At 60.3% G+C, this 24,722-nt stretch carries 19 protein-coding genes and 4 pseudogenes; 15 read left to right on the plus strand and 8 right to left on the minus strand.

All coding sequences use genetic code 11. The features are described 5' to 3' along the window. Positions 1 to 66: 66 nt before the first annotated feature. On the minus strand, positions 67 to 603 hold the full coding sequence (locus tag RG2_RS30750; RefSeq protein ID WP_033237152.1) for a 3-phenylpropionate/cinnamic acid dioxygenase subunit beta: 537 nt from the start codon (positions 601 to 603) through the stop codon (positions 67 to 69). A 355-nt stretch (positions 604 to 958) separates the two neighbouring features. Between RG2_RS30750 and RG2_RS30755 the strand changes: the two genes are divergently transcribed. The 4 genes from RG2_RS30755 to RG2_RS30770 all read left to right on the plus strand — a co-directional run bounded on the left by RG2_RS30755 (position 959) and on the right by RG2_RS30770 (position 3,686). Then, positions 959 to 1,885, plus strand: coding sequence for a GntR family transcriptional regulator (locus RG2_RS30755; protein ID WP_051730787.1), 927 nt, complete (start codon positions 959 to 961; stop codon positions 1,883 to 1,885). A 23-nt stretch (positions 1,886 to 1,908) separates the two neighbouring features. Continuing rightward, positions 1,909 to 2,952, plus strand: coding sequence for a GTP 3',8-cyclase MoaA (gene moaA, locus RG2_RS30760; protein WP_033237150.1), 1,044 nt, complete (start codon positions 1,909 to 1,911; stop codon positions 2,950 to 2,952). After that, positions 2,945 to 3,199 carry a MoaD/ThiS family protein gene (locus RG2_RS30765; protein WP_033237124.1) on the plus strand — a complete coding sequence of 85 codons (255 nt, stop codon included), beginning with the start codon at positions 2,945 to 2,947 and terminating at the stop codon, positions 3,197 to 3,199. Before moaA ends, RG2_RS30765 begins: the two co-directional genes overlap by 8 nt. A 73-nt stretch (positions 3,200 to 3,272) precedes the next feature. Then, positions 3,273 to 3,686: a molybdenum cofactor biosynthesis protein MoaE gene (locus RG2_RS30770; protein WP_033237149.1), complete on the plus strand. Its 414-nt coding sequence runs from the start codon at positions 3,273 to 3,275 to the stop codon at positions 3,684 to 3,686. Between the two features lie 101 nt (positions 3,687 to 3,787). Here the strand turns inward: RG2_RS30770 and RG2_RS30775 are convergent. The 3 pseudogenes from RG2_RS30775 to RG2_RS30785 all read right to left on the minus strand — a co-directional run bounded on the left by RG2_RS30775 (position 3,788) and on the right by RG2_RS30785 (position 7,467). Next, positions 3,788 to 4,477 (minus strand): annotated as a pseudogene (locus RG2_RS30775) (IS6 family transposase). A gap of 474 nt (positions 4,478 to 4,951) precedes the next feature. Next, positions 4,952 to 5,979: pseudogene (locus RG2_RS30780) on the minus strand (IS110 family transposase). 284 nt (positions 5,980 to 6,263) lie between these two features. Further along, positions 6,264 to 7,467: pseudogene (locus tag RG2_RS30785) on the minus strand (IS110 family RNA-guided transposase). Positions 7,468 to 8,102: 635 nt separating this feature from the next. Here RG2_RS30785 and RG2_RS30795 point away from each other — a divergent pair. The 6 genes from RG2_RS30795 to RG2_RS30820 all read left to right on the plus strand — a co-directional run bounded on the left by RG2_RS30795 (position 8,103) and on the right by RG2_RS30820 (position 16,788). Then, positions 8,103 to 9,446: an ATP-dependent nuclease gene (locus tag RG2_RS30795; RefSeq protein ID WP_165826408.1), complete on the plus strand. Its 1,344-nt coding sequence runs from the start codon at positions 8,103 to 8,105 to the stop codon at positions 9,444 to 9,446. After that, positions 9,443 to 11,401: a UvrD-helicase domain-containing protein gene (locus RG2_RS30800; protein WP_072782876.1), complete on the plus strand. Its 1,959-nt coding sequence runs from the start codon at positions 9,443 to 9,445 to the stop codon at positions 11,399 to 11,401. Before RG2_RS30795 ends, RG2_RS30800 begins: the two co-directional genes overlap by 4 nt. Positions 11,402 to 11,820: 419 nt before the next feature. Next, positions 11,821 to 12,258, plus strand: a complete 438-nt coding sequence (locus RG2_RS30805) for a helix-turn-helix domain-containing protein (RefSeq protein WP_033237122.1) — start codon at positions 11,821 to 11,823, stop codon at positions 12,256 to 12,258. 1 nt (position 12,259) lies between these two features. Continuing rightward, on the plus strand, positions 12,260 to 12,811 hold the full coding sequence (locus RG2_RS30810) for a PIN domain-containing protein (RefSeq protein ID WP_033237121.1): 552 nt from the start codon (positions 12,260 to 12,262) through the stop codon (positions 12,809 to 12,811). Between the two features lie 179 nt (positions 12,812 to 12,990). Beyond that, positions 12,991 to 15,372, plus strand: a complete 2,382-nt coding sequence (locus RG2_RS30815; RefSeq protein WP_033237120.1) for a hypothetical protein — start codon at positions 12,991 to 12,993, stop codon at positions 15,370 to 15,372. A 681-nt stretch (positions 15,373 to 16,053) separates the two neighbouring features. Beyond that, positions 16,054 to 16,788: a hypothetical protein gene (locus RG2_RS30820; protein WP_033237119.1), complete on the plus strand. Its 735-nt coding sequence runs from the start codon at positions 16,054 to 16,056 to the stop codon at positions 16,786 to 16,788. A gap of 279 nt (positions 16,789 to 17,067) precedes the next feature. Here RG2_RS30820 and RG2_RS30825 read toward each other — a convergent pair whose 3' ends face one another. Further along, positions 17,068 to 17,409: a hypothetical protein gene (locus RG2_RS30825; protein WP_033237118.1), complete on the minus strand. Its 342-nt coding sequence runs from the start codon at positions 17,407 to 17,409 to the stop codon at positions 17,068 to 17,070. 146 nt (positions 17,410 to 17,555) lie between these two features. Here RG2_RS30825 and RG2_RS32575 point away from each other — a divergent pair, with 146 nt between their 5' ends. Both RG2_RS32575 and RG2_RS30835 read left to right on the plus strand, forming a co-directional pair. Then, positions 17,556 to 17,861: a transposase gene (locus tag RG2_RS32575; protein ID WP_033237117.1), complete on the plus strand. Its 306-nt coding sequence runs from the start codon at positions 17,556 to 17,558 to the stop codon at positions 17,859 to 17,861. An 11-nt stretch (positions 17,862 to 17,872) separates the two neighbouring features. Then, positions 17,873 to 18,751 carry an IS3 family transposase gene (locus RG2_RS30835; protein ID WP_167378164.1) on the plus strand — a complete coding sequence of 293 codons (879 nt, stop codon included), beginning with the start codon at positions 17,873 to 17,875 and terminating at the stop codon, positions 18,749 to 18,751. On the opposite strand, the gene RG2_RS32850 is transcribed toward RG2_RS30835, so the two are convergent. Together RG2_RS32850 and RG2_RS30845 are read right to left on the minus strand one after the other, a co-directional pair. Beyond that, positions 18,699 to 19,259: a DUF5677 domain-containing protein gene (locus RG2_RS32850; protein WP_503826457.1), complete on the minus strand. Its 561-nt coding sequence runs from the start codon at positions 19,257 to 19,259 to the stop codon at positions 18,699 to 18,701. The two genes, RG2_RS30835 and RG2_RS32850, sit on opposite strands and share 53 nt — an antisense overlap. Beyond that, positions 19,252 to 19,803 carry an IS30 family transposase gene (locus RG2_RS30845; RefSeq protein WP_371851357.1) on the minus strand — a complete coding sequence of 184 codons (552 nt, stop codon included), beginning with the start codon at positions 19,801 to 19,803 and terminating at the stop codon, positions 19,252 to 19,254. The genes RG2_RS32850 and RG2_RS30845 overlap by 8 nt, the downstream gene beginning before the upstream one ends. Positions 19,804 to 19,956: 153 nt before the next feature. Between RG2_RS30845 and RG2_RS30850 the strand changes: the two genes are divergently transcribed. After that, positions 19,957 to 21,162: an IS110 family RNA-guided transposase gene (locus tag RG2_RS30850; RefSeq protein ID WP_033237115.1), complete on the plus strand. Its 1,206-nt coding sequence runs from the start codon at positions 19,957 to 19,959 to the stop codon at positions 21,160 to 21,162. Here the strand turns inward: RG2_RS30850 and RG2_RS30855 are convergent. Continuing rightward, positions 21,120 to 21,965 (minus strand): IS30 family transposase, encoded by an 846-nt coding sequence (locus RG2_RS30855; RefSeq protein WP_167378165.1) that lies wholly within the window; start codon positions 21,963 to 21,965, stop codon positions 21,120 to 21,122. The genes RG2_RS30850 and RG2_RS30855 overlap by 43 nt on opposite strands. Positions 21,966 to 22,057: 92 nt before the next feature. On the opposite strand from RG2_RS30855, the gene istA reads away from it, so the two are divergent. Both istA and istB read left to right on the plus strand, forming a co-directional pair. Further along, entirely contained in the window at positions 22,058 to 23,293 is a 1,236-nt protein-coding gene (gene istA / locus RG2_RS30860) for an IS21 family transposase (protein ID WP_072782884.1), read from the plus strand. Further along, positions 23,293 to 24,077 (plus strand): annotated as a pseudogene (gene istB / locus RG2_RS30865) (IS21-like element helper ATPase IstB). The gene istA and the pseudogene istB overlap by 1 nt, the downstream one beginning before the upstream one ends. The last annotated feature ends 645 nt before the right edge of the window (positions 24,078 to 24,722 follow it).

Genomic DNA, 24,722 nt, shown 5'->3' on the forward strand with positions numbered 1-24,722 from the left:
CATGAATGGTCGTGATGCGGGGTGCGGGCTCGCGGTGTACCACGCGGTGTGAGAAGCGCTGTGGGGCTAGAAGAACATCGAGAGGTTGTGCGTCGCGATTACCGTGTGATCGAGCAGGACGATCCGTCTGCGGAGTCTCAGTTCCCCGTTCTCGCGGGCAACGATGTCTTTCCGCAGGCCGGAGAGCAGTTGGGGCGTGGTTTGGTCCTGGCGGGTGCGGAACAGCAGGATGTTGCTCTTTGCGGCGAACTCGTCGGATTCTTCGATGTCCGCGAACACTTGAATGTTGGTGATGAAGTGACGTACTCGGGACGGCGGATCCTCGGCCCAGGCGTACTTGGTCGCGCCGCGGGCGACGCGGGCGTTCAACGACACGTGGTCTTCATTGAGGTGGAAGGTGGATGTCTCGAATCCGGACCCGCGGGCTCGCTCGACGGTCTGTCGGATGGGCACCTGGTACACAATTTCATCGCTCACCATCTCGTCGAGCCATTCCCGTTCTTGCAGGTCGTCGAGTAGATCCGCCTCCTTGTACAGGAAGTCAGCGACCTCGACGTATCGCGAGTCTGCGATCGAGAGCCGGGTCTTCTCGGGTGCCGTCACAGGCGTCTCCTTTTCTGGATTCACAACTGAATACAGTTTGAGTGTGACCCATCGCATAAGGAAGCGCAAGGGGGAGTGGAAAATAATTTCGAGCCGCAAGCGGTGGAATGCATTGTCCGGGTTCAGTGTTGGTCAGCGTTATGTCCGGGAAATCGCGGCGTGGGTCTTGAGAAAATCTTCACGGCCTGCGACAGTTGAAGTGTATGCAGTACTGAATCCAGAACTAGTCGTTCGACTTACGGCGCTCTTGAAGGCACGGGAAGCAGCGCAAGCGCGAACTCGCGGTCTTCGATGTCAGAGCTGAGGGCGGACCTATGTACACAGCGGCATCCGTGCAGTCGAAGGGGTAGAACACATGGCGGGACAGCGCAGCGGTCAGACAGTGGAATTCGTCTACCAGAGTCTCAGGGAAAGGATCGTGGATGGTACATACGGGCCGGGTGTTCGGCTGTCGCAACTCGAGATCGCCGGTGACCTTCGTGTGTCCCGCACGCCACTGCGTGAGGCATTACAGCGACTGGAACGTGAACGCCTGGTCTGTTCTACTGCCAACCGTGGTTTCATCGTAGCCCCCGCGAATCTGGCCGACGTGGAGAACTCCTATGCCATCAGATTGCTCGTAGAGCCGCACGCACTGGCGGCAATAGTCCCCGATGTCAGCGAGGACGAACTCGGTCAGATGGAGAATGCGTTATGGAAGATGACGCGAGAGAGTCCGAGCACCAAGGACTTTCAGTACTGGCATCGCAAGTACCACGACGTGCTCCTCGAGAAGTATTCTCCCGTATTCACGGAGCTGACCAAGTCGGTGATCACCCACATCGACAGGTATCAGCGTGTGTACTTCTCTCGACCGCTCGTGCTCGAGGACTTCACCGAGGTCGACCGCCTTTTCCTGGACGCGGTCCGCCGTCGCGACAGCGTCGGTGCGCGCGCGCTGCTGCAGTTTCATTTGATTGACGCAGCGCTCGGTGTGGTATGTGCGGGCGATCCGGAGCATCAGTTCGGTCCTCTCATCGTCGCAACGGAGGGAGCGGGATTCGCCGTCTCCGGCATGGACGGCGCACGCTGCACCGGACAGCTTCACATAACAGCCTCCTCGGCGCACTCGCGGGTTCTCGATGGGATGGCAACCACAAATCTGCGCGCCGCTTCATCCGCCACCACCGGCCCCTTCGATGACCGCCGCGGCCCGTCAATGACCATCGCCGGGCGCGGCCGGGAACGGTCACATGGGCAATCTCAGCGCGCAGCAGTTGAGTCCGAATGCGGAACACAGTGACGTCGATTTCCGGCTCGGTCGTGATGGGTCTGCCGCGCGTCCGCAGCAATCACCCGCCGATCGCCGATCGTCCCGACGCCCCCGAGTTGGTCGACCGGTTCGGCCGGGTGGCCAGGGATCTGCGGGTGTCGATCACCGAGAAGTGCTCGCTGCGCTGTACCTACTGCATGCCCGCCGAAGGCCTTCCGGAGATCCCGCGTGGGCGGTTGTTGACCGCGGCCGAGATCGTCCGGCTGGCTCGGATCGCGGTCGAGGAGCTCGGCGTCCGGGAGGTCCGGTTCACCGGTGGCGAGCCGCTGATGCGCCCCGACCTCGAGGAGATGATCGCCGGCTGTGCCGCGGCGGTGCCGGGCACCCCACTGTCGATGACCACCAACGCGGTCGGGCTCGAGCACCGTGCCGAGGCGCTGGCCGCCGCCGGCCTGACCCGGGTGAATGTCTCCCTCGACTCGATCGACCGCGCACACTTCGCCGAACTCACCCGCCGCGACCGGCTGCCGTCGGTGCTGGCCGGAATCCGTGCGGCAGCGTGTGCCGGGCTGAGGCCGCTGAAGGTGAATGCGGTACTGATGCCCGAAACGCTCAGCGGCGCAAGCAATCTACTCGAATGGTGCCTCGAAGAGGGGGTGAATCTGCGGTTCATCGAGGAGATGCCACTCGACGCGGACCGCGCCTGGGACCGGTCCTCGATGGTCTCTGCGCAGCGGCTGCTCGCGGTGCTGGGCGAACGCTTCGAGCTGACCGAAACCGGACGCGAGGACCCCTCCGCCCCGGCCGAGGAATGGCTGGTGGATGGCGGACCGGCGACGGTCGGGGTCATCGCGTCGGTGACCAGGAACTTCTGCGGCGACTGCGACCGGACCCGGCTCACTGCGGAGGGCACCGTCCGGTCCTGCCTGTTCAGCGACGACGAGATCGACCTGCGGGCGGGACTGCGCTCGGGTGCCAGTGACGAGGAACTTGCGGGACTGTGGCGCGGCGCGATGTGGAACAAGTGGGCCGGTCACGGGATCAACGCGGACGGCTTCGAACCGCCGCGACGGAGCATGGGGGCGATCGGTGGCTGACCAGGCGATTCGGGTGCGGTATTTCGCGGCGGCAGCGGAAGCGGCCGGGTGTACAGAGGAATCCGTCGAGATCGGCGTCGGCGCCGACCTCGGGGCGCTCAGGTCGGTGCTCGTCGAGCGGCACGGCCCGAAGATGGAGCGGGTGCTGACGGTCGCGGCATTTCTGCAGGACGACGAGCTGACCCGCGACCCCGGGCGGGCGGCGGCGCCGCGCGTAGACGTGCTGCCCCCGTTCGCCGGCGGCTGAGGAAGCGAAGGAAACCATGAGCAGACCACCACACCTTGCCGCGCCGCTGGCACCGAACGACGTCCAGACTCCGTTGTCTGGACTGCTCGCGCTGATCTCCTCAGAACCCCTCGACCCGGCCGTGGTGGACTCCGCCGTGGCCGCACCCGAACACGGGGCCGTCGTGCTGTTCAGTGGTGTCGTCCGCAACCACGATGGCGGGCAGTCGGTTTCAGCGCTGGAGTATCAGGCCCACCCGGACGCGGAACAGTTCCTCAGGCGCTGCTGTGAACGGGTGTCCGCCGCGACAGGGCTGCCGGTGGCCGCAGTCCACCGGGTTGGCGCGCTGGTGATCGGCGACCTGGCGCTCGTCGCCGCGGTAGCTGCACCACATCGCTTGGAGGCCTTTGCCGCGTGTGCAGCGCTCGTCGAGAGCATCAAGGCGGAGGTGCCGATCTGGAAGCGGCAGCATTTCGCCGACGGTGTTGCGGAGTGGGTGGGCATCTAATGCGAGGCCACGGCGAACCCGCGCAGCCTCGGGGAGGTCTTGTCAAGTTGTTTGGTGTGCAACTGTTTTTGGGCGCAGCACGTCATCACACCGATCGGTGTTCAGGCAGCGAGGGCCTGTTTCGTGACCTGATCCCACACCTGAAATCGAGCGGCAATTTCGGTGCGATGATCGGTGGCAGTCATACGGTGCCTCGGTGGGCGGAAGTGCGGGAGATGCAACTGAACGAGGCCAGAAACCTGTGCGCTGAGCCGACGGAGCGGAACCCTTTCATGGCGCGTTCGCGTTGCCGGGTCGGTTGATGGGAGTTCTCGCACCGATTATTCAAGTACTTGTTCTGCCGGTGCTCAGTTGTCGACATCGTCTTCCGGTGCGCGACCTGGTAGCTGGGGATTTTGTCGGTGATCAGTACCCGCAGTGGGTGGCCGTGTTTCTTCAGTAGTTTCCTGAAGAACCTGGTCGCAGCCTTGCCGTCCCGCTTGTCCTGGATCAATATGTCGAGGACGTTGCCGTGCTGATCGACTGCCCGCCACAGGTATGTGCGGACTTCGCCGACCTTGACGAAGACTTCGTCGAGATGCCCCTTGTCTTCGGCCTGCAGCTGACGGCGGCGCAGCCGGCGGGCGAATTCGGGCCCGAACTGGGCACACCAGGCGCGGATCGTCTCGTACGACACCGCTATTCCACGCGGCCATGAGTAACTCGATTTCTCGGAACGAGAGGGTGAACCGGTGATACAGCCATACGCAGTGAGAGATTATGTCCCGTGGAAACCGGCGCCCCTTGTACATCGACGACACCAACACATCATCCCAAATCAGGCGATCTCAACAACTTGAAGGTGCCCATCACAACACGATGCCGCTCGCGCGTGAGAACAAGGGCAAGCAAACTTGATTGCCATTAGCTGCGGCCACTCGTCGTCACAGTCTTGAACGAGAAGCACTCTCCGCAGCAGATCGCAGGGAGACAACGGATGATGTTCCCCAACCAGCCGCAGTTGTGGGTGTCCCACGAAACAATCTACCAAGACTCTATGTCCAAGGCCGGGATCGTTACGGCACGAATTGACCGTCGCAAAGGCGTTGCGTTCAGGTCGTTCTCGCAGAACACCTGCCTCACGATTGCCATCCCGCGATGTCCGACCGTGGTTAGTGGGGGCCGGATCACGGACCGGACCGCTTCCGCAGCCGATCGTGCTGTCCCTGGGAATTGGGCGCCTCTTTATATGTCAACCCCTTGGGGAAACGAGGAGTTTCCGGAGGTCAGGCGGCCATTGTGTTGGGTGACGTACGGTGGGTGTGCTGGCACTGTCCGTCCGCGATCATGATGCGCCACAGGTGATTCGATAAATGACGTTTGAGGCAGCGCATAGCAGCTCTTTTCTTGTCGTAGTAGGCGCGGCCGGCACTACCCGGCATCCGTATCTGGACCATCGCAACGGTATGGATCGCCGAGTTGAGTTGACGATCACCGTAGTGAGATAGCCGGTGACGATTGCTTTGAGCGCTGGCGATCTGGACGGTGTAGGTTGCGAATGCGGCTGCGGTGGGGAATCGGTGAGCTATGCCGGTTCGTCCGATCAGCCGGCCGGCCAGGATTGTCCCGACTCCTGGTACGTCTCGGAGCGTAGTGCCGAGTTGGTCGAGCAATGATGCGAGCTCGCGGTGGTTATCGGCGAGTTGGATGTCGTAGCGTTTGAGATCGGCGATCAGGTCGCGGCACAACCGCATTCGCATGCTATCGATCGTTGTTCGTGGTTTCATCCGGCGGATTGCGGTTGTAGCTCGGCTCGCGGTGAGCTGGGTGGGAACGCCGCCCGCGAGGAGTTGCCGCAGCAGGGCATGAAGTTGATTCGCCGTCCGTGTCCGGGCAGCGGTCAGGTTGTTTCGACGTTCGTCCAGCAGGGCGAGCATGTCGGTAATGGATTCAGGGTGCACCGGCCGGGCATCGCCTTGCATGGCCGCGACGGATGCCGCTGCAGCTGCGCCGATGCGGTCGTTCTTGCGTCGGGAACTTTTCGAGAGTTGCCGGACACGGGCTGTTGCGGTGGTGGGAATGTCGAGGACCGATTCCCCCGCCGCCAGAAGCCATTGCGCTAGGTGGTGGCCGAGACCTTCTGCGTTTTCGATCGCCCACGTCTGCTGCGGCCACGTTTTCGACCATGTCAGCGGCGTGTGTACTCCGCGAGTGTCGCTTCGATGCGTAGTGACCCGAGGTCGGTGTTGGTGGCGGGTTCGAGGGCGGTTGCCGTGTGGGTGGACTTGCGTGGGTCGATGCCGATAATGATCACTGAACGGGTCACTTCCGATCGACGAGATGTGGGGATCCGCGGCGGACACTCCGACTTCCAGTACCGCACAAGACGATTCGGGGTTCATGCCTCTCTTCAGTCACGCCGCGAACACAGACCGCACGGGTAACACGCCCAATCTGAGTCAACCTCGTTGCCTGGGCGACAAGAATCTCAGGAGTCAGTCCATGTGACCTGCTACGGAACGTTACGGGTAGCGAACCCGAACAGACGTCCCGCTGACGATCATTGAAGTCGGAATCTCAATGCTGTTGTCAAGCAAGTCAAGCAACGAGAGGCAGTTTGGCGGGGCCGGGTTCCTGGTAGGTGGTGTGATCGAGCATGGCCCAGATGACATTGATGCGGCGGCGAGCGAGCGCAACGAGAGCCTGTTTATGAGACTTCTCTTCGTGTCGTTTCCGGTCGTAGAACGCTCTGGATGCCGGACTGTTCTTCAGGCTGGAGAACGCAGCGAGATAGCAGGTGCGGAGCAGTCTGCGATTGAAGCGGCGGGGCCGATGAAGGTTGCCGCTGATCCGACCGGAATCCCTTGGGACCGGTGCCAATCCGGCGACGGCAGCGAGCCGATCGACGGTGTCGAATCCGTCCAGGTTGCCGCCGATGTTCGCGAGAAACGTCGCGGCAAGAACGACCCCGAACCCCGGCAGGCTCAACAGCACCTCGGCGCTCTCGTGGCTGGTGAATCGTTCGGTGATCTGAGCATTGAGGTCGGCCAGTTCGTGGTCGATCACCGTGATCTCAGCCGCTAGTTTCGTGACCAACACGGATCCCGTCGCCTGGGTCGCCAGCACCGTGCGCTGCGCGCCTGCAGCATCGACGGGCGTCTGCGCGACGGCGGCACTGTTGCGGCAGCCTCGTTTCTTCAGCCAAACGGTGAGCCGGGAAGTTCCGATGCGGCGCAACCCATCCGGCGTCGGATAGCCGGAGAGCAACGTCAGGGCTGCCTTGCTCTTGGAGTAGTCGAAGGGCTGCTCGAGCGCCGGGAAGTGCTCCAACAGCGTTGCACGGAGTCGGTTGATCGCGCGGATCCGATCACAGATCACGTCGGTGCGGCGGGCGGTGAGCAGTCGGAGGCCGACACTGATCTGGTCCGCCCCGCGGATGGGCTGCAGATCGGTACGCATCCGTGCTTGATCGGCGATGATCCGAGCATCTTTCGCGTCGGTTTTGCCGTCGCCGCGGTAGGTGGCTGCAGCGTGGTGCACGATCCGTCCCGGGATATAGAGCAGTTGCTGAGAGTGGGCGGCGAGCAAGGCGATCAGTAGCGCCGCACCACCGGAGCCCAAGATCCGTTGCCCAGCAGATGTTGTCGCCGTCTGCGATCCCTACAACTGTTTCGATGAGATCGAGCAGCACGGTTTCGTCGTTCTCCACGCGTTTGGAGGGCAGCACTGTCCCCGTCCGGTCGATGACGACGCAATGATGCGACCACTTGCCCGAGTCGATTCCCGCCCACACTTCCGGCATGAGTGTCTCCGTCCCTTCGCTCCCGTTCCTTCTTTCGTTGGCCCTGTCGTTACCACGCCGGCACGTCCTTACCCAACGATGATGTCGTAAGTCTCAATCAGCGGTCGAGTTATCTGCGGGTAGCGGGCGGCCATTCCCAATGAGTCGTCCAACGCGGCAAGGAGGCCTGTGCCATACCCGCTGCCCAAGGGTGATTCGAACGTTAAGACGGTCCGAAATCAGACAATACAACAACGTAAGGAAGGCGATCTCGTTGTCGGTCCCGCAAGCCCCGGGATCGTCACGCTCGTCGAGCGGAACACGCGCTTCGCGTTGGTAGAACGCCTACCCGGCGTCCGCGACTCGGCCACCGTGATCGACGTCATCCGTAACCAAATCATGTGCCTCCCAGAACATTCCTGGAATTGTTGACCACTGATTCTGGTACGGCGACATTGCACATCACCGTAAGGGCGCAGATCATGGACCCACTTCTCCCTCAACGTGTTTCAGTGACAACGCGTACCGGGCCTGACGGCAGTGGTCCGGCATTGGACGGGGCAGCGCGAGAATTGCTGAAGGCAACGTACTTGCGCCCGCTCCGTGATGCTGAGGCGGAACTCCGCTCTGGGCGAGGATCGCGCCTGTCGCAGATCATGGTCGGCTACCCGGCGATCAAGGAGCAGGGTGAGGACGACTTCGACGAAATGTCCGATACTGCCGAGACGTTGGTCGGGATTTTGCGTCGCGCTGAGCATCGCCTTGCCCAGAACCCTGCCGTGGCCGCTGCGCGAAACGACATCAACGCCAACTATCTGAACAAGTTCGCAATTGGTTCGGACAGTCTGCACGGTGAGATATCAGTGTCAGGGGATGCAACGCTGATACGTGCGCTGGAGCGTTTGGAGTTGACGCTCACCTCAGGTGATGGAGGACGGACCCGGCGAGGACTCGGCTACAACAACGCTCTGTTCATGGCCGCTGAACTTCTCCTGCTCGGCGGCAGCGACATCGCACCTCTGCTGCTCATCGAGGAGCCTGAAGCGCATCTTCATCCTCAACTCCAGACTCGTGTGATGGATCTGCTTCAGGAGCGGGCAAGCCGTGGCGGAGAGAGTACGAAACCGCCGGTGCAGGTCATTGTGACCACGCACAGCCCGAACGTGGCGTCATCGATGCCCGTGGAACATCTGACCTTGGTTGCAAGGGGGCGCACGTTCCGGCTCGCGCAAGGGCTGACGCGCTTGGAAGCGGGCGATTATGCGTTCTTGACCCGTTTCCTCGACGTCACCAAGGCGAACTTGTTCTTCGCCCGCGCCGTGGCGATCGTCGAGGGTGACGCCGAGGTCATCCTGGTGCCCGCGCTTGCTGCCGCGGTCGGAAAGTCCTTCAACGCAGCCGGTGTCAGTGTCGTGAATGTCGGTGGAGTCGGCCTGTTCCGCTACAGCAGAATTTTCCAGCGGGACGGTGAGCAGATACCTGTAGCAGTCGCCTGCATCCGTGACCGTGATCTGGTTCCCGAGGGCACCTCGGACGCTATGCGTGGGGAACTCGAGTGCTCTGCTGGGATGGCTCAGGCACAGGTTACAGCCCACGTGGACAAGCTGACGGCCAGAGACAGCGAGCACGTGAAAACCTTCGTCTCCGACGACTGGACGTTGGAATACGACCTGGCGGCGGCCTCCTGGAAAATGGCCGCTCTCATGCACAAGGCAGCACGTTCAGCAGTTGCTTCCAAAAAAAGCTGGCCCGACACAGCCAAGCTTGCAAAAATAGAGTCTGCGGCCCAACAAGAGATTGACGACTGGAAGAAAGCGGAAAAAACCTTGTCGGCCGCAGCGCTGGACATTTACAAGCCGCTCCGCATGAATACCGCCAGCAAGGCGATTGCAGCCCAGCACGCTGCACGACTACTCGAAACCACGCCCATCGCGGAGGCCGATCTTCCCGACTATCTTAAAGACGCGTTCGCCCATTTATGCGACACGAGCGCACGATGAGCGCACCGTATAGTCCCGACGCCTTCAGCAAAGATCGTGTCGACGCGGCAGCCGCAATCCTCGGTATCGACCTGTCTCAACAGGAACAGTGGGACTTCATCCAGAGTGTCAGCTCCCTGGACGTGCAGGCAGTGCCCGGATCCGGCAAGACCAGCCTGATCGGCCTCAAACTTGCTCTCCTCGCTCAGGTCTGGACCAGCACGACCCGCGGCGTATGCGTGCTCTCTCACACCAACACAGCCAAGGACGAGATCACCGCGCGACTCATGGCATCTCCGGCCGGTGCGAAACTGTTGCGCTACCCCCATTTCATCGGCACGATCCAGTCCTTCACGAACATGTTCTTTGCTCTGCCGGCACTCCGTTCTCTCGGGATAGAGGTGCAGGCGATCGACGATGCAGCGTACGCAGACGCGGCGATACGCCTGTTCAGAAGCCCAGAGTTTCGAACCTTGCGTTTGGCGCTGAAAAACAAGTTCCGGGAGGGTGAAGATCTTGTCGAAGGCGCGCATTTTGTCTGGGAAGCAGGAGAACTAGCGGTCAGAACGTCTCGCGATCTCCCCTTCGGTTCGACCACAGAGAGTGGCGCATTATTTGCGAAACTCAAACGACGTCTCGCCTGGCAAGGGGTCTTTCGTTACGCGGACATGTTCGCAATTGCCGAACGCAACCTCACCCGGAACACAGGTTTGGCGACAGCGGCAGCACACCGTTTTCCGTTCGTTCTGCTCGACGAAATGCAGGACACCGACGACGCTCAACAACAGCTGCTCGATCAGGTCTTCACCGGCACTGAGGCGGTGGTGCAACGAGTGGGTGACGTCAACCAGGGCATCTTTACCGAGAAAACAGGAAAGTCGGTCAATCGGCCGTCTGCTTTTCCACAGCGCGACGCGTTAGAACTTCGTGTCAGCCCCAGATTCGGTCCAGCCATCGCGGAGATGGTCAGTGGATTGACAGTTCACCGGGCGCAAGCGATCGAAGGGGTCGGGCCGCCGGGAACGATCGCCGTCTTGCTCTACGACGACGACTGCATCACTGAAGTAGTTCGTGCGTTTGAACAGATGGCCTCAGAAATCGTGCCACGTGGGCTGCTCCTGAACAGCCCTCCACGAGTACTCGGTTCACGCAAAGATCCTGGAACCTCGAAGAAATTCCCAAAATCTATCAGCTGCTATGTTCCGGAATATGCTGCAGTGAAAACGATTACGGGGGAGGGATCCCTGGTCAGGGTTGCTCGTTCGGCTCGTGTCCGGTGGTTGTCCGGCGAAGCCAACTTTGCGGTAGAGCAGTTGTGGAACACGATTCGCGGTGGAGTTCGGTCGGCAACACCATTGCCGAGCTTGCGGCGTTTAGCGCGCGATCATGACTTGCCCGGTGGCCGTGCACGGACACTGCTGTTGGACATCTTGACTGACCCGCTCGATGACGAGAAGCGTTGGGAAGCAATAATCAATCAGCTTTTCCTGTTGTTGGTTGAGCTCACAGATGATCAGAAGATCGGACTGAACAAGGAGGCGTTCGCGTACGTACCGCCAGCGATCGGTTCACTACAGCAACGAGTTTCCTCTGTCGTTCCGGACGACGGTGCTGTCACCGGCGTAGTGGGAACTATTCAGGGCGCCAAAGGTGAGACACACGCAGCGACGCTGATCCTCGAATGCCTCGATCGATCGGGTAATAGACACGATGTCCACGAGGTGTTGAGATGCTTCCTCGATGGTGGAGGCTTTCCTGCCACCGACAAAACACGTCAACGCATGGCTGAATTGATTTTTGTGGGTGCATCTCGCCCCACTCACCTGCTTGCCTTCGCGGTCCACAAAACGAGAGCTGAAACCTACATCGACGCTGTGTCCGTGCGCGGATGGATCGTCCGTGACTTGACCTCATGTTCAATTATCAAGTCCCCGAGTATGAATGAAGGCCGAGTGCATCCACAGTCGGATGCATAGCTGACGCCCAGAACATGAGGGGTTGCCTACCGGCTTGGGTGTGAGTGTCACTCCGGTGGGCTGTGCGTATCTGAATCGGCAAAGTAGACGTGCAGAATCGGTGGCTCGCCGATCTCGGTTGTGTCGAGGTAAAGCAGGCCTAGCGCTGCGTTCGTCAACGCGTGAGGGTGGCCCTGCTCGGCAAGGTCGATATCGGTGAGGCATCGGGTTTGACCGACGACGGATGCGTCGGCGTTGTAAGGCGCGGCCAGGGGCTACTCTCGCGCGGCTAGTTGGGGGTTCGGCGGTGCGGACTGATCGTAGTGCCTGTGTCTGGCAGGAGGTGACGCCAATCGATCGCCGATCCAACCTGTTGCGTTTATTTCGACTGTTGCGTATATTTCGGTTATAAGATACTTGTGTGTGTAGGAGGTAATGCCATGTCTGCTGGCGAACAGCCCAGTGTCATCGAGCAGGAACAGGCACGTCAGGCGTTGCAGGTGCTGCGCGGTGTCGAACCCGAAGTCGGGCAGACCCTGGACGTTACGGTCGCCGGGACTGCAGAGTCGGTGCATCTACCCAGTGCGGCATTCGAGTTGATCCGCGATGTGTTGGCGAACATGGCTGCCGGGCAAGGTGTCACCGTCGTCCCGGCGCATGCGGAGTTGACCACGCAGCAGGCCGCGCAGATGCTCAATGTCTCTCGCCCACATGTCATCAAACTGCTCGACGAAGGACATATCGAGTATCGGTTGGTCGGCCGACATCGCCGGATCCTCGCATCGTCGCTGATTGCCTATCAACGGTCTCAGCTCGGCGGCGCGCGTAGTGCCGCCGACGAATTAGCTGCTCTGACGGAAGATCTCGGGCTGTACTGACGTGACCTTCACTGTGCTGTACGACGCAAATGTGCTGTACCCCAATGTCCTACGAGATGTGTTGATCCGGCTCGCGCAGACCGGCCTTGTCCACGCACGATGGACGGACCGCATCCTCGACGAGACCTTCCGAAACTTGGCGCAGGACCGCCCGGACATCCCGACCGTGAAGCTGGACAAGTTGCGGAAGTTGATGAACGCCGCGGTTCCGGATTGTCTGATCACCGGTTACGAGAAACTCATCCCCTCACTGACATTGCCTGATGTGGATGATCGGCATGTGCTTGCCGCCGCGATCCGGTCCGGAGCCCAGGTCATCGTGACTGCGAATCTGCGGGACTTCCCCGATTCCGAGCTCGCGCAATTCGGTGTCGAGGCGAAGCATCCGGACGAGTTCGTGATGGATCTGTTCAACCTCGACGGGGTGCGGGTTCATCAGGCGGTCAGTGCAACCGCAGCGGGGTGGCGTAATCCTCCGCGGACACCGGCGGATGTGTGCGACCGTCTGGTGGCGGCGGGGCTTCCGATTTCAGCGGCAGCGCTTCGCCGCTGAACAGTGCCTCTTCTTGCTTTTCCAGTCGATCTGAATATGGCCAGAAAACAACACCGGAGATGTCCTGCTGCGTTCCGCGAAGCTACTGAAGTAGATCCCGTGATCTACGTGTAATGGATTGAGCTGATCAATCTTTCAGTGATAAGGCTCTGTATTCAGGGAATGGAAGGGAAAGAAACGTGGATGACCTGTGGCCGCTGTTGGTAGAGGATCAGCTGGAAGGTGTGAAGGCAGTTGAACGTCAGCTGCATCCGCCGTCGGCAGCTCTGGCAGTCGATAGGTCCGACCTTTCGGCGGCAACCGCTGCTGTCGTGAAGCTGTGCAGCTCTTGGGGTGGTGGGAGCATGCCGATTATTCCTGTGACTGCCGGCGATGCCGTGATAGCGCCGTCCTGGGCGCGGATCCTTTTGGAAAGTCCGATCAACGGCATCAGTGGCCCCTTGCCCCAGACTGAAATCGACAAATACTCAGACACTCACGGCGGGTACCGTCAGGGCCTCTTGCCGATCCTCACGGGGATCAATGATCTCAACTCCGTCGTCACCTCACGGGGTATCTCACCGGATGACCCGTGGTACGTGGCCTATCTCGGAGTTTTCGGGGATCTTCCAGCCCACGCGGATTCTGATGCCAATCGCCGTCACAGACTCGTCGATACGCTCACCTACGATGAGGTGCTGACCGTCAAGGAGGCCGAGGGTGAGCCTGGTGCCGAAAGCATTTTGACAGCTCTGCGCGATATGAAAAGCGTGACAGCAGTAGAGCTCACGTTCGTCAAACTGGCACAGTCCCAAGCCAGCTTCAACAAGGGGTTCCCCAGCACCTCACGATTCAAATGGGGTGACCTGGTCGCCGCAGGCAAGTTCGGTCCCAACCTTGTCGTGGTGTATCGACCCGGCAGTGTCGACGACTTGGCACTGTTGTGGACCCTGCGTGCACGATTCGGCCATCCAGATGGATTTCCGCTCGCCGTCCCCTACATCGACTCTGCAGGCGCCGCGCTCGACCATTGGACCGACGAACATGCGGCCCACTACTTCGGAATGGACCACAATGTCGGACTGACATCTATCTCGGTTGATACAGATGCGCTCAACGAACTTGCCACGGGGAGGGGATTCAGTGTTGTTTCTCCCGAGGATGTGCTGCGGCCTATTCCGGGATGCTCAGTGCCGTCTACGGAGATGGTTCACTTCATCGGAGGGAAGTCGACGGTTCCTTCAGTTTCCTCGACCGAGATCGATGCGCTGGGCCAGCACATTCTCGGTGTTACTCATTCATGGACGAAATTGTCTGTGACGGTGACCGATCGGCGGTTGCCCTTTAGTAGGACGATGCGTCGAGATCGATTCGCTAACGGAGGCTACCTCGGCGGCTATCTGACCGGAGGGGGTCGGCGTGGCGAGTTCGCCACAGTTTTCCATCCCTCCGGACTAGAAGTTCTCCAAGCGCTCTTTCTGGATCACGGACTCGATGCGCGCCCGAGTGTGCCTGGGCGCGCGGCAGAGCAGCTTATGCGTGCCGTCGGCGGTGACCTCGATATGATCGCCTCACCCGCGGTAACCGACGCCTTCCAGCAGCTCACCCGAGGGCGCAGCAGTTCGGTGATCAAACGGCGACTCGGCCAGTTCCTGCAGGCTGACAAAGAGGAACAGAAAGGCGATCGGTACCAGATCTTGGCCGACCGCCTCGACGCTGCTCTCGGTACTCCTGACAGCGGGGAGATCGGATACAAATCACTGACTCAGCTTCAGCAACTGATGAAGTTGAAAGGTCTTGAAACACAGAGGTGGGTCGAGTGGGCAGTCCGTCAAGGGCTGTTGCTTCGGGGTGTTGAGGCAAGTTGCTCGCAATGCACGCACAAACAATGGCGCCCGTTCGCCGATACGGTCCCAGCCCTTGTGTGTCACGGTTGCGGGCAAGAGATCCCAAACCCGCATGGCAACAGAGCTATTGAGTACAAATATCGCGCTGCAGAGACCCTTCTTCGGGCGGTAAATGACGATGTGCTGCCATGTATTCTCTCGGCACGCCATATCAGCAGTGTCTTCGGTCCGGACCGGGGTCACGTCTTCGGAATCTATCCGGGAATTGAACTCAGGGAACTCGGTGATGCCACCGTTTTCGCCGAGATAGATGTCGTAGTAGTACTAAGCAACGGCAATTTCATTTTCGGGGAGTGCAAGGTGAATGCGCGCGGGCTCACTGATGGTGAACTGGCTAAGCTCTGGGAAGCTGCGGATCGAGTTGGTGCCACTGCAACTTTTGCTGCAACCATGCAGCCGGCCACGGAGTGCGGTGACGTTTGGAAAATTACCGAAGATGCCAAGGGCCGGCCTCATTTCGCGTTAACGGCTGAGCATCTCTACGAACTGTTTCCCTCGGGTCCGGCTCTGGGCGAGGAATGGTTTGCCTGGCGCGATAAGTACTCCGTTCCGCAGTGGGTGGAAAACGCTGGTACTGAGGACTCTGTTCGGAGTCAATTTGCCGAGTACCTCCTCCGAATTGGAGGCGATCCCCATCGATGGCGGCGGGCGCCATGGACAGCTAGTTCCGACTAGAATCGGGGTATCCCGCCATTTGGAACCGGGACGTGACCATTTCTTGGGTGCGCACCGATCCTGCTGTATATCTTCGGATCAGTGAAAGTTGTTGTAATGCAGCAAGTTTATCGTTGTCTGGGTGGCGACCTAATCGCACTACCTTCAGAGGTTGTCCGTTCGAGTCCACGGGTACCGGATCGGGTTGGCTCACCGGGTGTGGTTCGTCTCCGACGGTTACGACAATCCGATCTTGCTTTGTCCTACGCACCACATCCGGGTTGATGCAAATGGGCGCTGAGTTCAGCGTCGAGGCGCTGGTCGCCTGCGCAAAGCGCACAAGAATCAGGTCCAGCGTAGGGACTAAATCGACACGACGATCAAGATAGATGTTGCACGTACCGAATAAAGTATGTCGAGTCAAAGCGGCAGGGATCGGGACCGGGAAGACGCTTTTGAGGTGTCATCTGGTTCCGATCCTGTCGGTGAATGCTCCCTGATTAGAAAGCGCGGTTCATTGTGGACGAGAAGCCCGAGATCGCCCCGACAGCCAACGAAGCGCGTGGCCCCAGGAATCTCACGATGCAACGGCGGAGGGGGCAAATGCGGGCCTGCGGATTGTGCGGGATCCATAGCAAGATGACCAAGGCTCACGTCCCACCGCAGTGCGTGGGGAACGACCACCTAGTTGGACGGTCTTACATGCGAACCCACAACAGCAAAGCCCGGATGGGACGCGCAGTCGAAGGGGGCCTGTACGTCTACGGCCTCTGCGAGTCGTGCAACAACCTCGGGTCTCGCTACGAGGACGCCTACAAAGAACTGACCGAGATATTGAGGCCACTCCGCAAGAAAGGGCTGGGGATCGACTACGCCGCAACACAGATCAACCTCCCGGCTTCATCGTTCGACCCTGGATCGACTGCTCGGGCCATCATCATCGGCGCGTTCGGCATAGCGCCGACGTTGCGAGACCGGTACCCCGACCTCGCGGCAGAGATCGTTGACCAACAAGATATTCTCACCGTGCCGAGTGAACTGCGGCTGCGCCTCGGGCTCGCCCGGGGAACGGCGGCCCGCATCGGTGGCATGACCAGTGGGTTCTTCGGATGGGGACCGTGGTCGCATCGTGATCCTGACGGAACTCCGGAGAGCGTGATGCCATTCGCTGAAGTCTTCTTTCCGCCGTTGGCATGGATGGTCACCGACGATCGGCAACCGTTGCTCGATCGGATGGGGTGGGGCGACGGGACGAAGTGGCTACGAGCAAGGCCGGGCGAACGTGAAAACCTACGCTCAACCGTGCCCACACTCCCTTATGTCTCGCATCCCAGCCACAACGAGCTACTGCGAAACCGGTGGATCGAGCTGCACGCCGGTGCGGAGGCCGAAATCACTGAAATAGTGGAATGCACGCAACTCCCGGACAGCATCTGAAAGCTCGTTAGGTGCACCCGAGGACATGCTCGGGGTGGCTCCGTAGAGTTCAGCAAGCCCGAGGCCTGAGGCAACTTCGATATTTGGGTTTCAGGACTGCGGCCTTAGTCCGTAACGGCGTTTGGCGTCGACGATGCGACACAGGTTTATCGAGCGACTCAAGACGGCGCGGACACACGTGCCGACCGATTGTGGTTGGTCTGCAAGAATTTTCCTTTCTTTCACCGCCGATTCCCATAGCACCGAGAACGCGATCGCCGGCCTCAGCAGGATTACCTTTCACTGCGCTGCCTCGGAAAGTCCCTTGCGCCGTTTCTTCTGCTCGACGTTGTCGATGAGAGTCATGGGGAGGGTGAGGTTGTCTGAGGTTTTGTCGAGCAGTTCGAGTAGTTGGGGGTCGTCGGTGAGCTTTGCTACTACCCACCGAGCGAGCATGCACGAGATCGCCACGACGTAGGTCGCTTGGTGTTGGTAGCTGTACTTCGGCTCGTATTTGATGTGCAGTTCGTCGGTGCCCTGTTCGAGGAATTGAGCTACGGCGGCGTGGGTGACGTGGACGTGTTGAGAGAGGATGTGGTAGCTCGTTTCAAGAAACTTCCCGTGGTCGAGTTCCCGGAGCATATTCATGAATGGTGGTAGCCGTTTGCCTCCTGGTGGGGAGTCGAGCGAGGCCGCCGCTTCTGAAAGTTCCTGATGGTTGTGAGGTTCAACCCGGATGGTGGACACCGAGATAGCGGGACTCATCGTTCCGCTGGGAGGATGTCCTCATGTCCCGCAAGCGCAGGTCGTTCACGACCGAGTACAAGGTCGAAGCCGCCCGCCGGGTGATCGATTCCGGCAGCACCATCGCCGAGGTCGCCCGCGACCTTGGATTGAGCGAGAACCTGCTCGGGCGGTGGGTCGCCGACGAACGACGACGCATCGACGCTGCCGCAACGTCCGGAGATCAACCGTTGACCTCCGCGGAACGTACCGAACTGGCCAGGCTGCGCAAGCAGGTCTCCGAGCAGGAGAAAGACATAGCGTTCCTGAAAAAAGCGTCCGCGTACTTCGCGGCGCATCAACAAAAGTAGAGCGCTACACGTTGATCGCTGCGGAGTGCGCGAACTTCGCGATCCACCGGATGGTGCGACTCCTCAATGTCTCGACCTCCGGCTTCTACAAACACCAAGAACGCAGTGTCCGAACACGATTGGGTGAACGGCAACAACGGCGCGCGGACCTGGAAGTGAAGATCCTCGACATCCACAGAGAATCGAAAGGTGTGTACGGGTCCCCGCGGATCACCGCCGAACTTCACGACGGCGGGGAGATCATCACCGAGAAGACCGTCGCGAAGATCATGCGGTCACTCGGCATCGTCGGAATCAGCCCGCGCACGTTCAAAATCCGTACCACCGTCGTCGACCCGTTTGCTTCCTTTCCGGACGACCTGGTGCAACGACGGTTCGATCAGGGCCGCGTCGACGCCGTGTGGACTTCCGACATCACGTACCTGACCTGCGGTGAAGGCGACATCTACCTGTGCGCAATCAAGGACGAGCACTCGAAGAAGGTTCTGGGATGGTCGGTGGCCGATCACATGCGGACCGAACTGGTCATCGAAGCCCTGGACATGGCGGTAGCAGCTCGCGGCGGGGATGTCGCCGGCACAATCATGCACTCGGACAGAGGAAGTCAATATACGGGCGACATCATGAAGCAGGCGTGCGAACGGTACGGGCTGCGCCGTTCGATGGGAGCTACCGGAATATGCTGGGACAACGCCGGCGCGGAGAGTCTGTGGTCCACGTTCAAGCACGAGTACTACTACCGACACACTTTCGCATACGCCTCTGAATTGATTGCTGTAGTTGACAACTGGATGCACATCTACAACACTCGCCGTAGGCACTCCACGATCGGAATGCTCAGCCCCACGAACTACGAAAAGTCACTGACCGCGACCTTGATGGTCGCGTGACCACTGTCCACTTTTCGGGGTGAACCTCATTGAGCCATTCGGCAAGGTTGCGGTAATGGTCGCGACGATCGTGGCGGACATCGACCTGGAAACGGTTGATGCCACCATCCACGATGAAGACCCATTGGAGAGTCACGGCGTGTTCGAGCGCTGTGCGCGCCAGCACTACGGCCTCACCGACGAACCCAGACCCAATTAGGCGGAGATAGGCGTCGCTATAGCGCATGACGCGAACTGCGAGACCATAGAGCAGGAGGAACTCGTCTTTGTGGGGTCTGTAGACATCGAAGTTTTCCGCATCTCGCAGGTGTGCGACGCACTGCTCGATCCAGGCCTCTAGTGCGGCATCGTCCGGTCTTGTCATCATCGGAGCGTACAAAGCGCTGTCGACAGGATTGCACCGCGCTCGGTGGACTGGTGTGGATGATGGTTTTCTCGGTGTCGTGAGAGAGGGGTGTTGACGACGGTTGAAAACTAGTCCAGAAACGACGGGGCGGGTTCTAGTCATCGTTGCAACAGTTGACGTGGCTTGAGGTTAGCAGTGACTCGAATAGTTCTGTGGGAGTGCAGTCTTGAATTACTTGACGGGGTCGGCGATTGAGTTCGTTCTCGACCGTCAGGAGATGCTGCGGCGAATGCACGCTCAGGTTAGTGCCCTTGGGGAAGTAGTCCCGCAGCAGACCATTGGAGTTCTCGTTCGACCCGCGTTGCCACGGTGATCGCGAATCGCAGAAGTACACCGGCACGCCGAGCGCGGCGGTGATCGCCCGGTGCTGAGCCATCTCGGTGCCCTGGTCCCAGGTGATCGATCGCAGCAGATCCGGTGGAAGATCGCCCATTCGCTCGATCAGTGCCTGCCGAAGGGTCTGGCCATCACGACGGGTCAAATGGAGTAGTCGAATCATGCGGGTTTTTCGTTCGACGAGGGTGCCGATCGCTGAGCCAGCATCTTTACCGACGATGAGATCGCCTTCCTTACGTTGTTGTGGTGGGTGATTTCGGAGAGTGTGTGTCGTAATGTCGCGATCACCCTCGGGCAGCGGGTATGGCACAGATCGCCCTGCCGCGTGGACGGCTCACTGGGAATGGCCGCCCGCTACCCGCCGATAACTCGACCGCTGATTGAGACTTACGACATCGATCGTTGGGTAAGGACGTGCTGGCGTGGTTATCGACAGGGCCAACGAAAGAAGGAGAGGCCACTCATGCAGGCTGTGTGGGCAGGAATCGACTCGGGCAAGTGGACGCATCATTGCGTCGTCATCGACCAGACGGGGACAGTACTGCTCTCCAAACGCGTCGAGAACGACGAAACCGTGCTGCTCGATCTCATCGAAACAGTTGCAGGGATTGCAGGTGGCGACAACGTCTGCTGGGCAACGGATCTCAACTCCGGCGGCGCGGCACTGCTCATCACACTTCTGGCGGCTCACGGCCAGCAGTTGCTCTACATCCCCGGACGGATCGTGCACCACGCCGCAGCCACGTACCGCGGCGACGGCAAGACCGACGCAAAAGACGCCCGGATCATCGCCGATCAAGCACGCATGCGCACCGACCTGCAGCCCGTCCGCGGAGCAGACCAGATCAGCGTCGACCTACGACTGCTCACCGCCCGCCGCACCGACCTGATCTGCGACCGGGTCCGCGCGATCAACCGACTCCGAGCCACCTTGTTGGAGTACTTCCCGGCCCTCGAGCGGGCCTTCGACTACTCCAAGAGCAAGGCGGCGCTGACACTGCTTTCGGGCTATCAGACGCCGGATGGGTTGCGCCGCATCGGAACTTCCAGGCTCACCACCTGGCTCAAGAAGCGTGGCTGCCGCAACAGCGCCGCCGTCGCTCAGAAAGCCATCGACGCGGCCAACTCGCAGAACACGATGCTCGCAACCCAGGCGACAGGATCGGTTTTGGTGACCAAGTTAGCCGCCGAGATCACGGCGTTCGACCACGAACTGGTCGAACTCGACGCCCAGATCACCGAACGATTCACCCGCCACGAAAGTGCCGACGTGCTGCTGAGCCTGCCCGGGTTCGGAGTCGTGCTCGCCGCGACGTTTCTCGCGAACATCGGCGGCAACCTGGACGGCTTCGACACCGTCGACCGACTCGCTGCCGTTGCCGGCCTGGCACCGGTCCCACGTGATTCCGGACGGATCAGCGGCAACCTTCATCGGCCCCACCGCTTCAATCGCAGACTGCTCCGTACCTGCTACCTCGCTGCACTGTCGAGTCTGAAGAACAGTCCGGCGTCCAGGGTGTTCTACGACCGGAAACGTCGCGAAGGGAAATCGCACAAACAGGCTCTCATTGCGCTCGCTCGCCGCCGCATCAACGTCATCTGGGCCATGCTCCGCGACCACACCACCTACCAGGAACCTGCACCCACCGCCCGGCCTCTCGTTGCTTGACAACAGCATTGAGATTCCCAATGGCCGGCTTCACTCCGATCTGCGACGCTCTCGGGGCGCTGATGGATAGTGAGCATGGGCTGTTCAAATCGTGGACGGCGGCGGTCGCCGGCAACGTGAGCACGACGATTCCGGCGGCCGGTGCGTAAGGGTGATTGCCGCTGCGGCGCTAGTGGTGAGGGTCGCATCAGCTCGGATCCTGGCTGGTAAAGGGCCTGGTAGATGCTCTCGTGGCACAGTCGCATTGCTGGTTCGGTGGGAAATCGAGTCGTCAGATGGCGGCTGATCTGCTGCGGACTCCACCGTTGTCCCAGCAACTGTGACACGGCGCCGAACAATTCGGCAGAGGATTCGATTCGCCGCTGACGATGGCGTGCTCGCCGAGAGACGGCCCGTCGCTGGGCTTCGTGGGGGCGATACGTCCCGGAGGTAGAGGCGTTGCGTCGAAGTTCGCGCGAGATCGTCGACGGCGATCGGTTCAACTGTGCAGCGATCTGCCGGATACTCAGCCGTTCACGTCGTAGATCGGCTACCTGAATACGTTCGTCTTCCGACAGGAACCGCGGACTGATGGCGCGGACTGCGAGTCGGTCCAACGGAGCGACGGTCCGCACCAGTTGTCCGGCGCGATAGACCGAATAGCCGCGGGCCCAGTTGGTTCCGGACGAGCGGGATACTCCGACTTCGCGGGCGGCTGCGCGGATGCTCCATCCACGGCCTCGCAACTCCATGAAGCGGCGACGCTTGTCGGAGAGTGGGCGCCGGCCCGGCCCCTTCTTGACACGACGAGACGATGACAACATAACCCCCAGAATCTCAGGCCTGTTGCAACGATCGATTGAGACCACCCGGTCCAAAACTAGGCCACCCAACCAAGATTGAATGGGTGATCTCCATGGAAGACTGGGCATTGATCAGGCACCTCTATCACAGCGAAAAGCTGTCGAAACGTGCCATCGCTACCAAACTCGGCATTGCGCGTGACACTGTCACCAACGCCCTGACCAGCGAGGGTCCACCGAAATATCAGCGACCATCAGTCGACTCCGCGATAAGTGCCGTGGAACCGAAGATCAGGGCGCTGCTCACGCAGCACCCGACGATGCCGGCCACAGTGATCGCCGAACGCATCGGATGGGGCGGATCGATCAGCTGGCTACGCGAACGAGTCCGGGCAATCCGACCCGAATACGCCCCCGCCGACCCAGCAGACCGCCTCCAGCACGATCCGGGCCAGGTTGTGCAGTGCGATCTCTGGTTTCCGCCGGCGTCGATTCCGCTCGGCGGAGACCAGTCCGGCGCCCCGCCGGTGCTCGTCATGGTTGCCGCGTTCTCCCGGTTCATCACCGCGACGATGCTGCCCAGTCGGGTCACCACGGACCTGGTCGCGGGCATGTGGCAGCTGCTCTCACAGGATCTCGGTGCGATCCCACACTGTCTCTGGTGGGACAACGAGTCCGGTATCGGTCGCCGCGGCAGGCTGACGGAGCCGGTGACCGCATTCGTCGGAACGGTTGCCACGACACTGATCCAGCTCAAACCGTACGACCCCGAGTCCAAAGGAATCGTCGAGCGCGCCAACCAATTTCTGGAAACCTCGTTCATACCCGGTCGAACATTTCGTTCACCCGACGACTTCAACACCCAACTGGCCGACTGGCTTCCGATCGCGAATTCTCGGGTTGTCCGCCGGATCGGGGGTCGCCCAATAGATTTGGTGTCCGTCGACACCGCGGCGATGTTGTCACTGCCGCCGGTTCCACCGCAGACCGCCGCATACTCGCAGATCCGTCTGCCTCGCGACTACTACGTTCGGGTCCACGGAAACGACTACTCGGTAGACCCCTGGGCGATCGGACACCTGGTCGAGGTCGCTGCGGATCTGTGCCAGGTAGCGGTCACTCGTGAAGGACGAGTACTGGCCGAGCACGAACGGCGATGGTCTCGGGGGCTGACCGTCACCGATCCACTACACGTGAAATCAGCCGCCAGGCTGCGAGAACAATTCCAACAGCCGATGCCGGCTGCTGCCGGCGAGGACCGGTTGATGCGGGACCTGGGCGACTACGACCGAGCATTCGGAGTCGAATTCCCTTGTACTGCATCATGTAATGATGATTGGGTGCAGTGATGGGCGCTGTGGATCCACTCAAGGACATCGAGCACTACGCCCAGGTAATGAAGGCGCCGCGCATACGGGAATCGGCAGCACGGCTAGCCGAGCAGGCCCGCAGCGACGGATGGAGCCACGAGGATTACCTTGCCGCCGTGCTGTCGAGAGAAGTCACGGCGAGGGAATCGTCCGGCACTCAGAACCGGATCCGATTGGCCGGATTTCCGACACGAAAATCGTTGGAGGAGTTCAACTTCGACTATCAACCGTCACTCAGTCGAGAAATGGTGGCATATCTGGGAACTGGAGTCTTCTTGACGCAGGCACGCAATGTGGTGCTGTTGGGGCCTCCGGGCACCGGCAAAACGCATCTGGCGATCGGGTTGGGGATCAAGGCCGCTCAGTCCGGACATCGGGTTGCATTCGCTACCGCCGTCGATTGGGTGGCCAGACTCAAGGCCGCGCACGCCGGAGGAAAGCTACCTGCAGAGTTGGCGCGACTACGACAGATCGGGTTGATTCTCGTCGACGAAGTCGGCTACATCCCGTTCGAACAGGACGCTGCGAACCTGTTTTTCCAGTTGGTGTCGTCTCGTTACGAGCATGCCTCACTGATTCTGACATCGAATCTGCCGTTCGGCCGGTGGGTGACGTATTCGGCGATCAGGCAGTCGCTGCCGCGATGATCGACCGAATCGTCCATCACGCAGAGGTTTTGACCTTGAAAGGGGCGAGTTACCGACTCAGAAACACCGGGATCGATACGTTGCCGTCCGTGAGAGCGGATAACGCGGCACAATGAATACATCGGCGTGGTCTAGTTTCCGTCCGTCGCGAATGGACTAGGTTTCGACCGTCGTTCACAGAGGGGATCTAGGTGCGGTTTTTGGATGCGCGTGATTCTGCGGGCTGAGGAGTTGTTGGGTAGTTGATGGATGAGGGGCCGGCCCGAGAGTGGCGGGCCCCTCACGTCGTCATTGGGGTGGTGTCGGCCCCCTGCTTGGTGGGTGTGGTGTGGGAGCTGGCGGGTTCGTAGACAAAGGTGCAGCGGTGTGCTCGGCGGGCGTGGAAAGGTCGATTTTCGGGCGTTTTTGAATGTTGTACTGTTTCAGTAACTTTGGGTTATCGGTTGGCGGGTAATCGGTTTCGGTAGTTACACATGGATGTGTTTTAGTGAGGCTTGAATTATGTTGTGGTGGTTACAATTTCGACGTTTCGTGATTTTGTATTGTTTTGCGGTTTGGGGTGGGGTCCTGTAGGGTGGGAAGCATGGTGACGATGAGCTGGCAGACGCGAGACGGGATAGCTTCGAGCGACCCCCGCTCCTCCCCAGCTTCGTTTGGTACTTTGGGTACCGGTTTTTTAGTTCCGATCAAATTCTCTGGTGACAAAGGCAATTCAGGAATTTAGAGGAGCGAAGCGAGTCGATGGACGGCAGCCTGGCTGG

The sequence above is a fragment of the Rhodococcus globerulus NBRC 14531 genome (genome assembly GCF_001894805.1).
Lineage (GTDB): Bacteria > Actinomycetota > Actinomycetes > Mycobacteriales > Mycobacteriaceae > Rhodococcus_F > Rhodococcus_F globerula.

Coding starts and splice junctions, on each gene's coding strand:
- RG2_RS30825 (WP_033237118.1), bottom strand. CDS start 17,409: ATGCTCCGGGAACTCGACCACGGGAAGTTTCTTGAAACGAGCTACCAC.
- RG2_RS30755 (WP_051730787.1), top strand. CDS start 959: ATGGCGGGACAGCGCAGCGGTCAGACAGTGGAATTCGTCTACCAGAGT.
- RG2_RS32575 (WP_033237117.1), top strand. CDS start 17,556: ATGTCCCGCAAGCGCAGGTCGTTCACGACCGAGTACAAGGTCGAAGCC.
- RG2_RS30805 (WP_033237122.1), top strand. CDS start 11,821: ATGTCTGCTGGCGAACAGCCCAGTGTCATCGAGCAGGAACAGGCACGT.
- RG2_RS30855 (WP_167378165.1), bottom strand. CDS start 21,965: ATGTTGTCATCGTCTCGTCGTGTCAAGAAGGGGCCGGGCCGGCGCCCA.
- RG2_RS30850 (WP_033237115.1), top strand. CDS start 19,957: ATGCAGGCTGTGTGGGCAGGAATCGACTCGGGCAAGTGGACGCATCAT.
- istA (WP_072782884.1), top strand. CDS start 22,058: ATGGAAGACTGGGCATTGATCAGGCACCTCTATCACAGCGAAAAGCTG.
- RG2_RS30795 (WP_165826408.1), top strand. CDS start 8,103: ATGGTCGGCTACCCGGCGATCAAGGAGCAGGGTGAGGACGACTTCGAC.
- RG2_RS32850 (WP_503826457.1), bottom strand. CDS start 19,259: ATGACTAGAACCCGCCCCGTCGTTTCTGGACTAGTTTTCAACCGTCGT.
- RG2_RS30800 (WP_072782876.1), top strand. CDS start 9,443: ATGAGCGCACCGTATAGTCCCGACGCCTTCAGCAAAGATCGTGTCGAC.
- moaA (WP_033237150.1), top strand. CDS start 1,909: ATGGGTCTGCCGCGCGTCCGCAGCAATCACCCGCCGATCGCCGATCGT.
- RG2_RS30820 (WP_033237119.1), top strand. CDS start 16,054: ATGCGAACCCACAACAGCAAAGCCCGGATGGGACGCGCAGTCGAAGGG.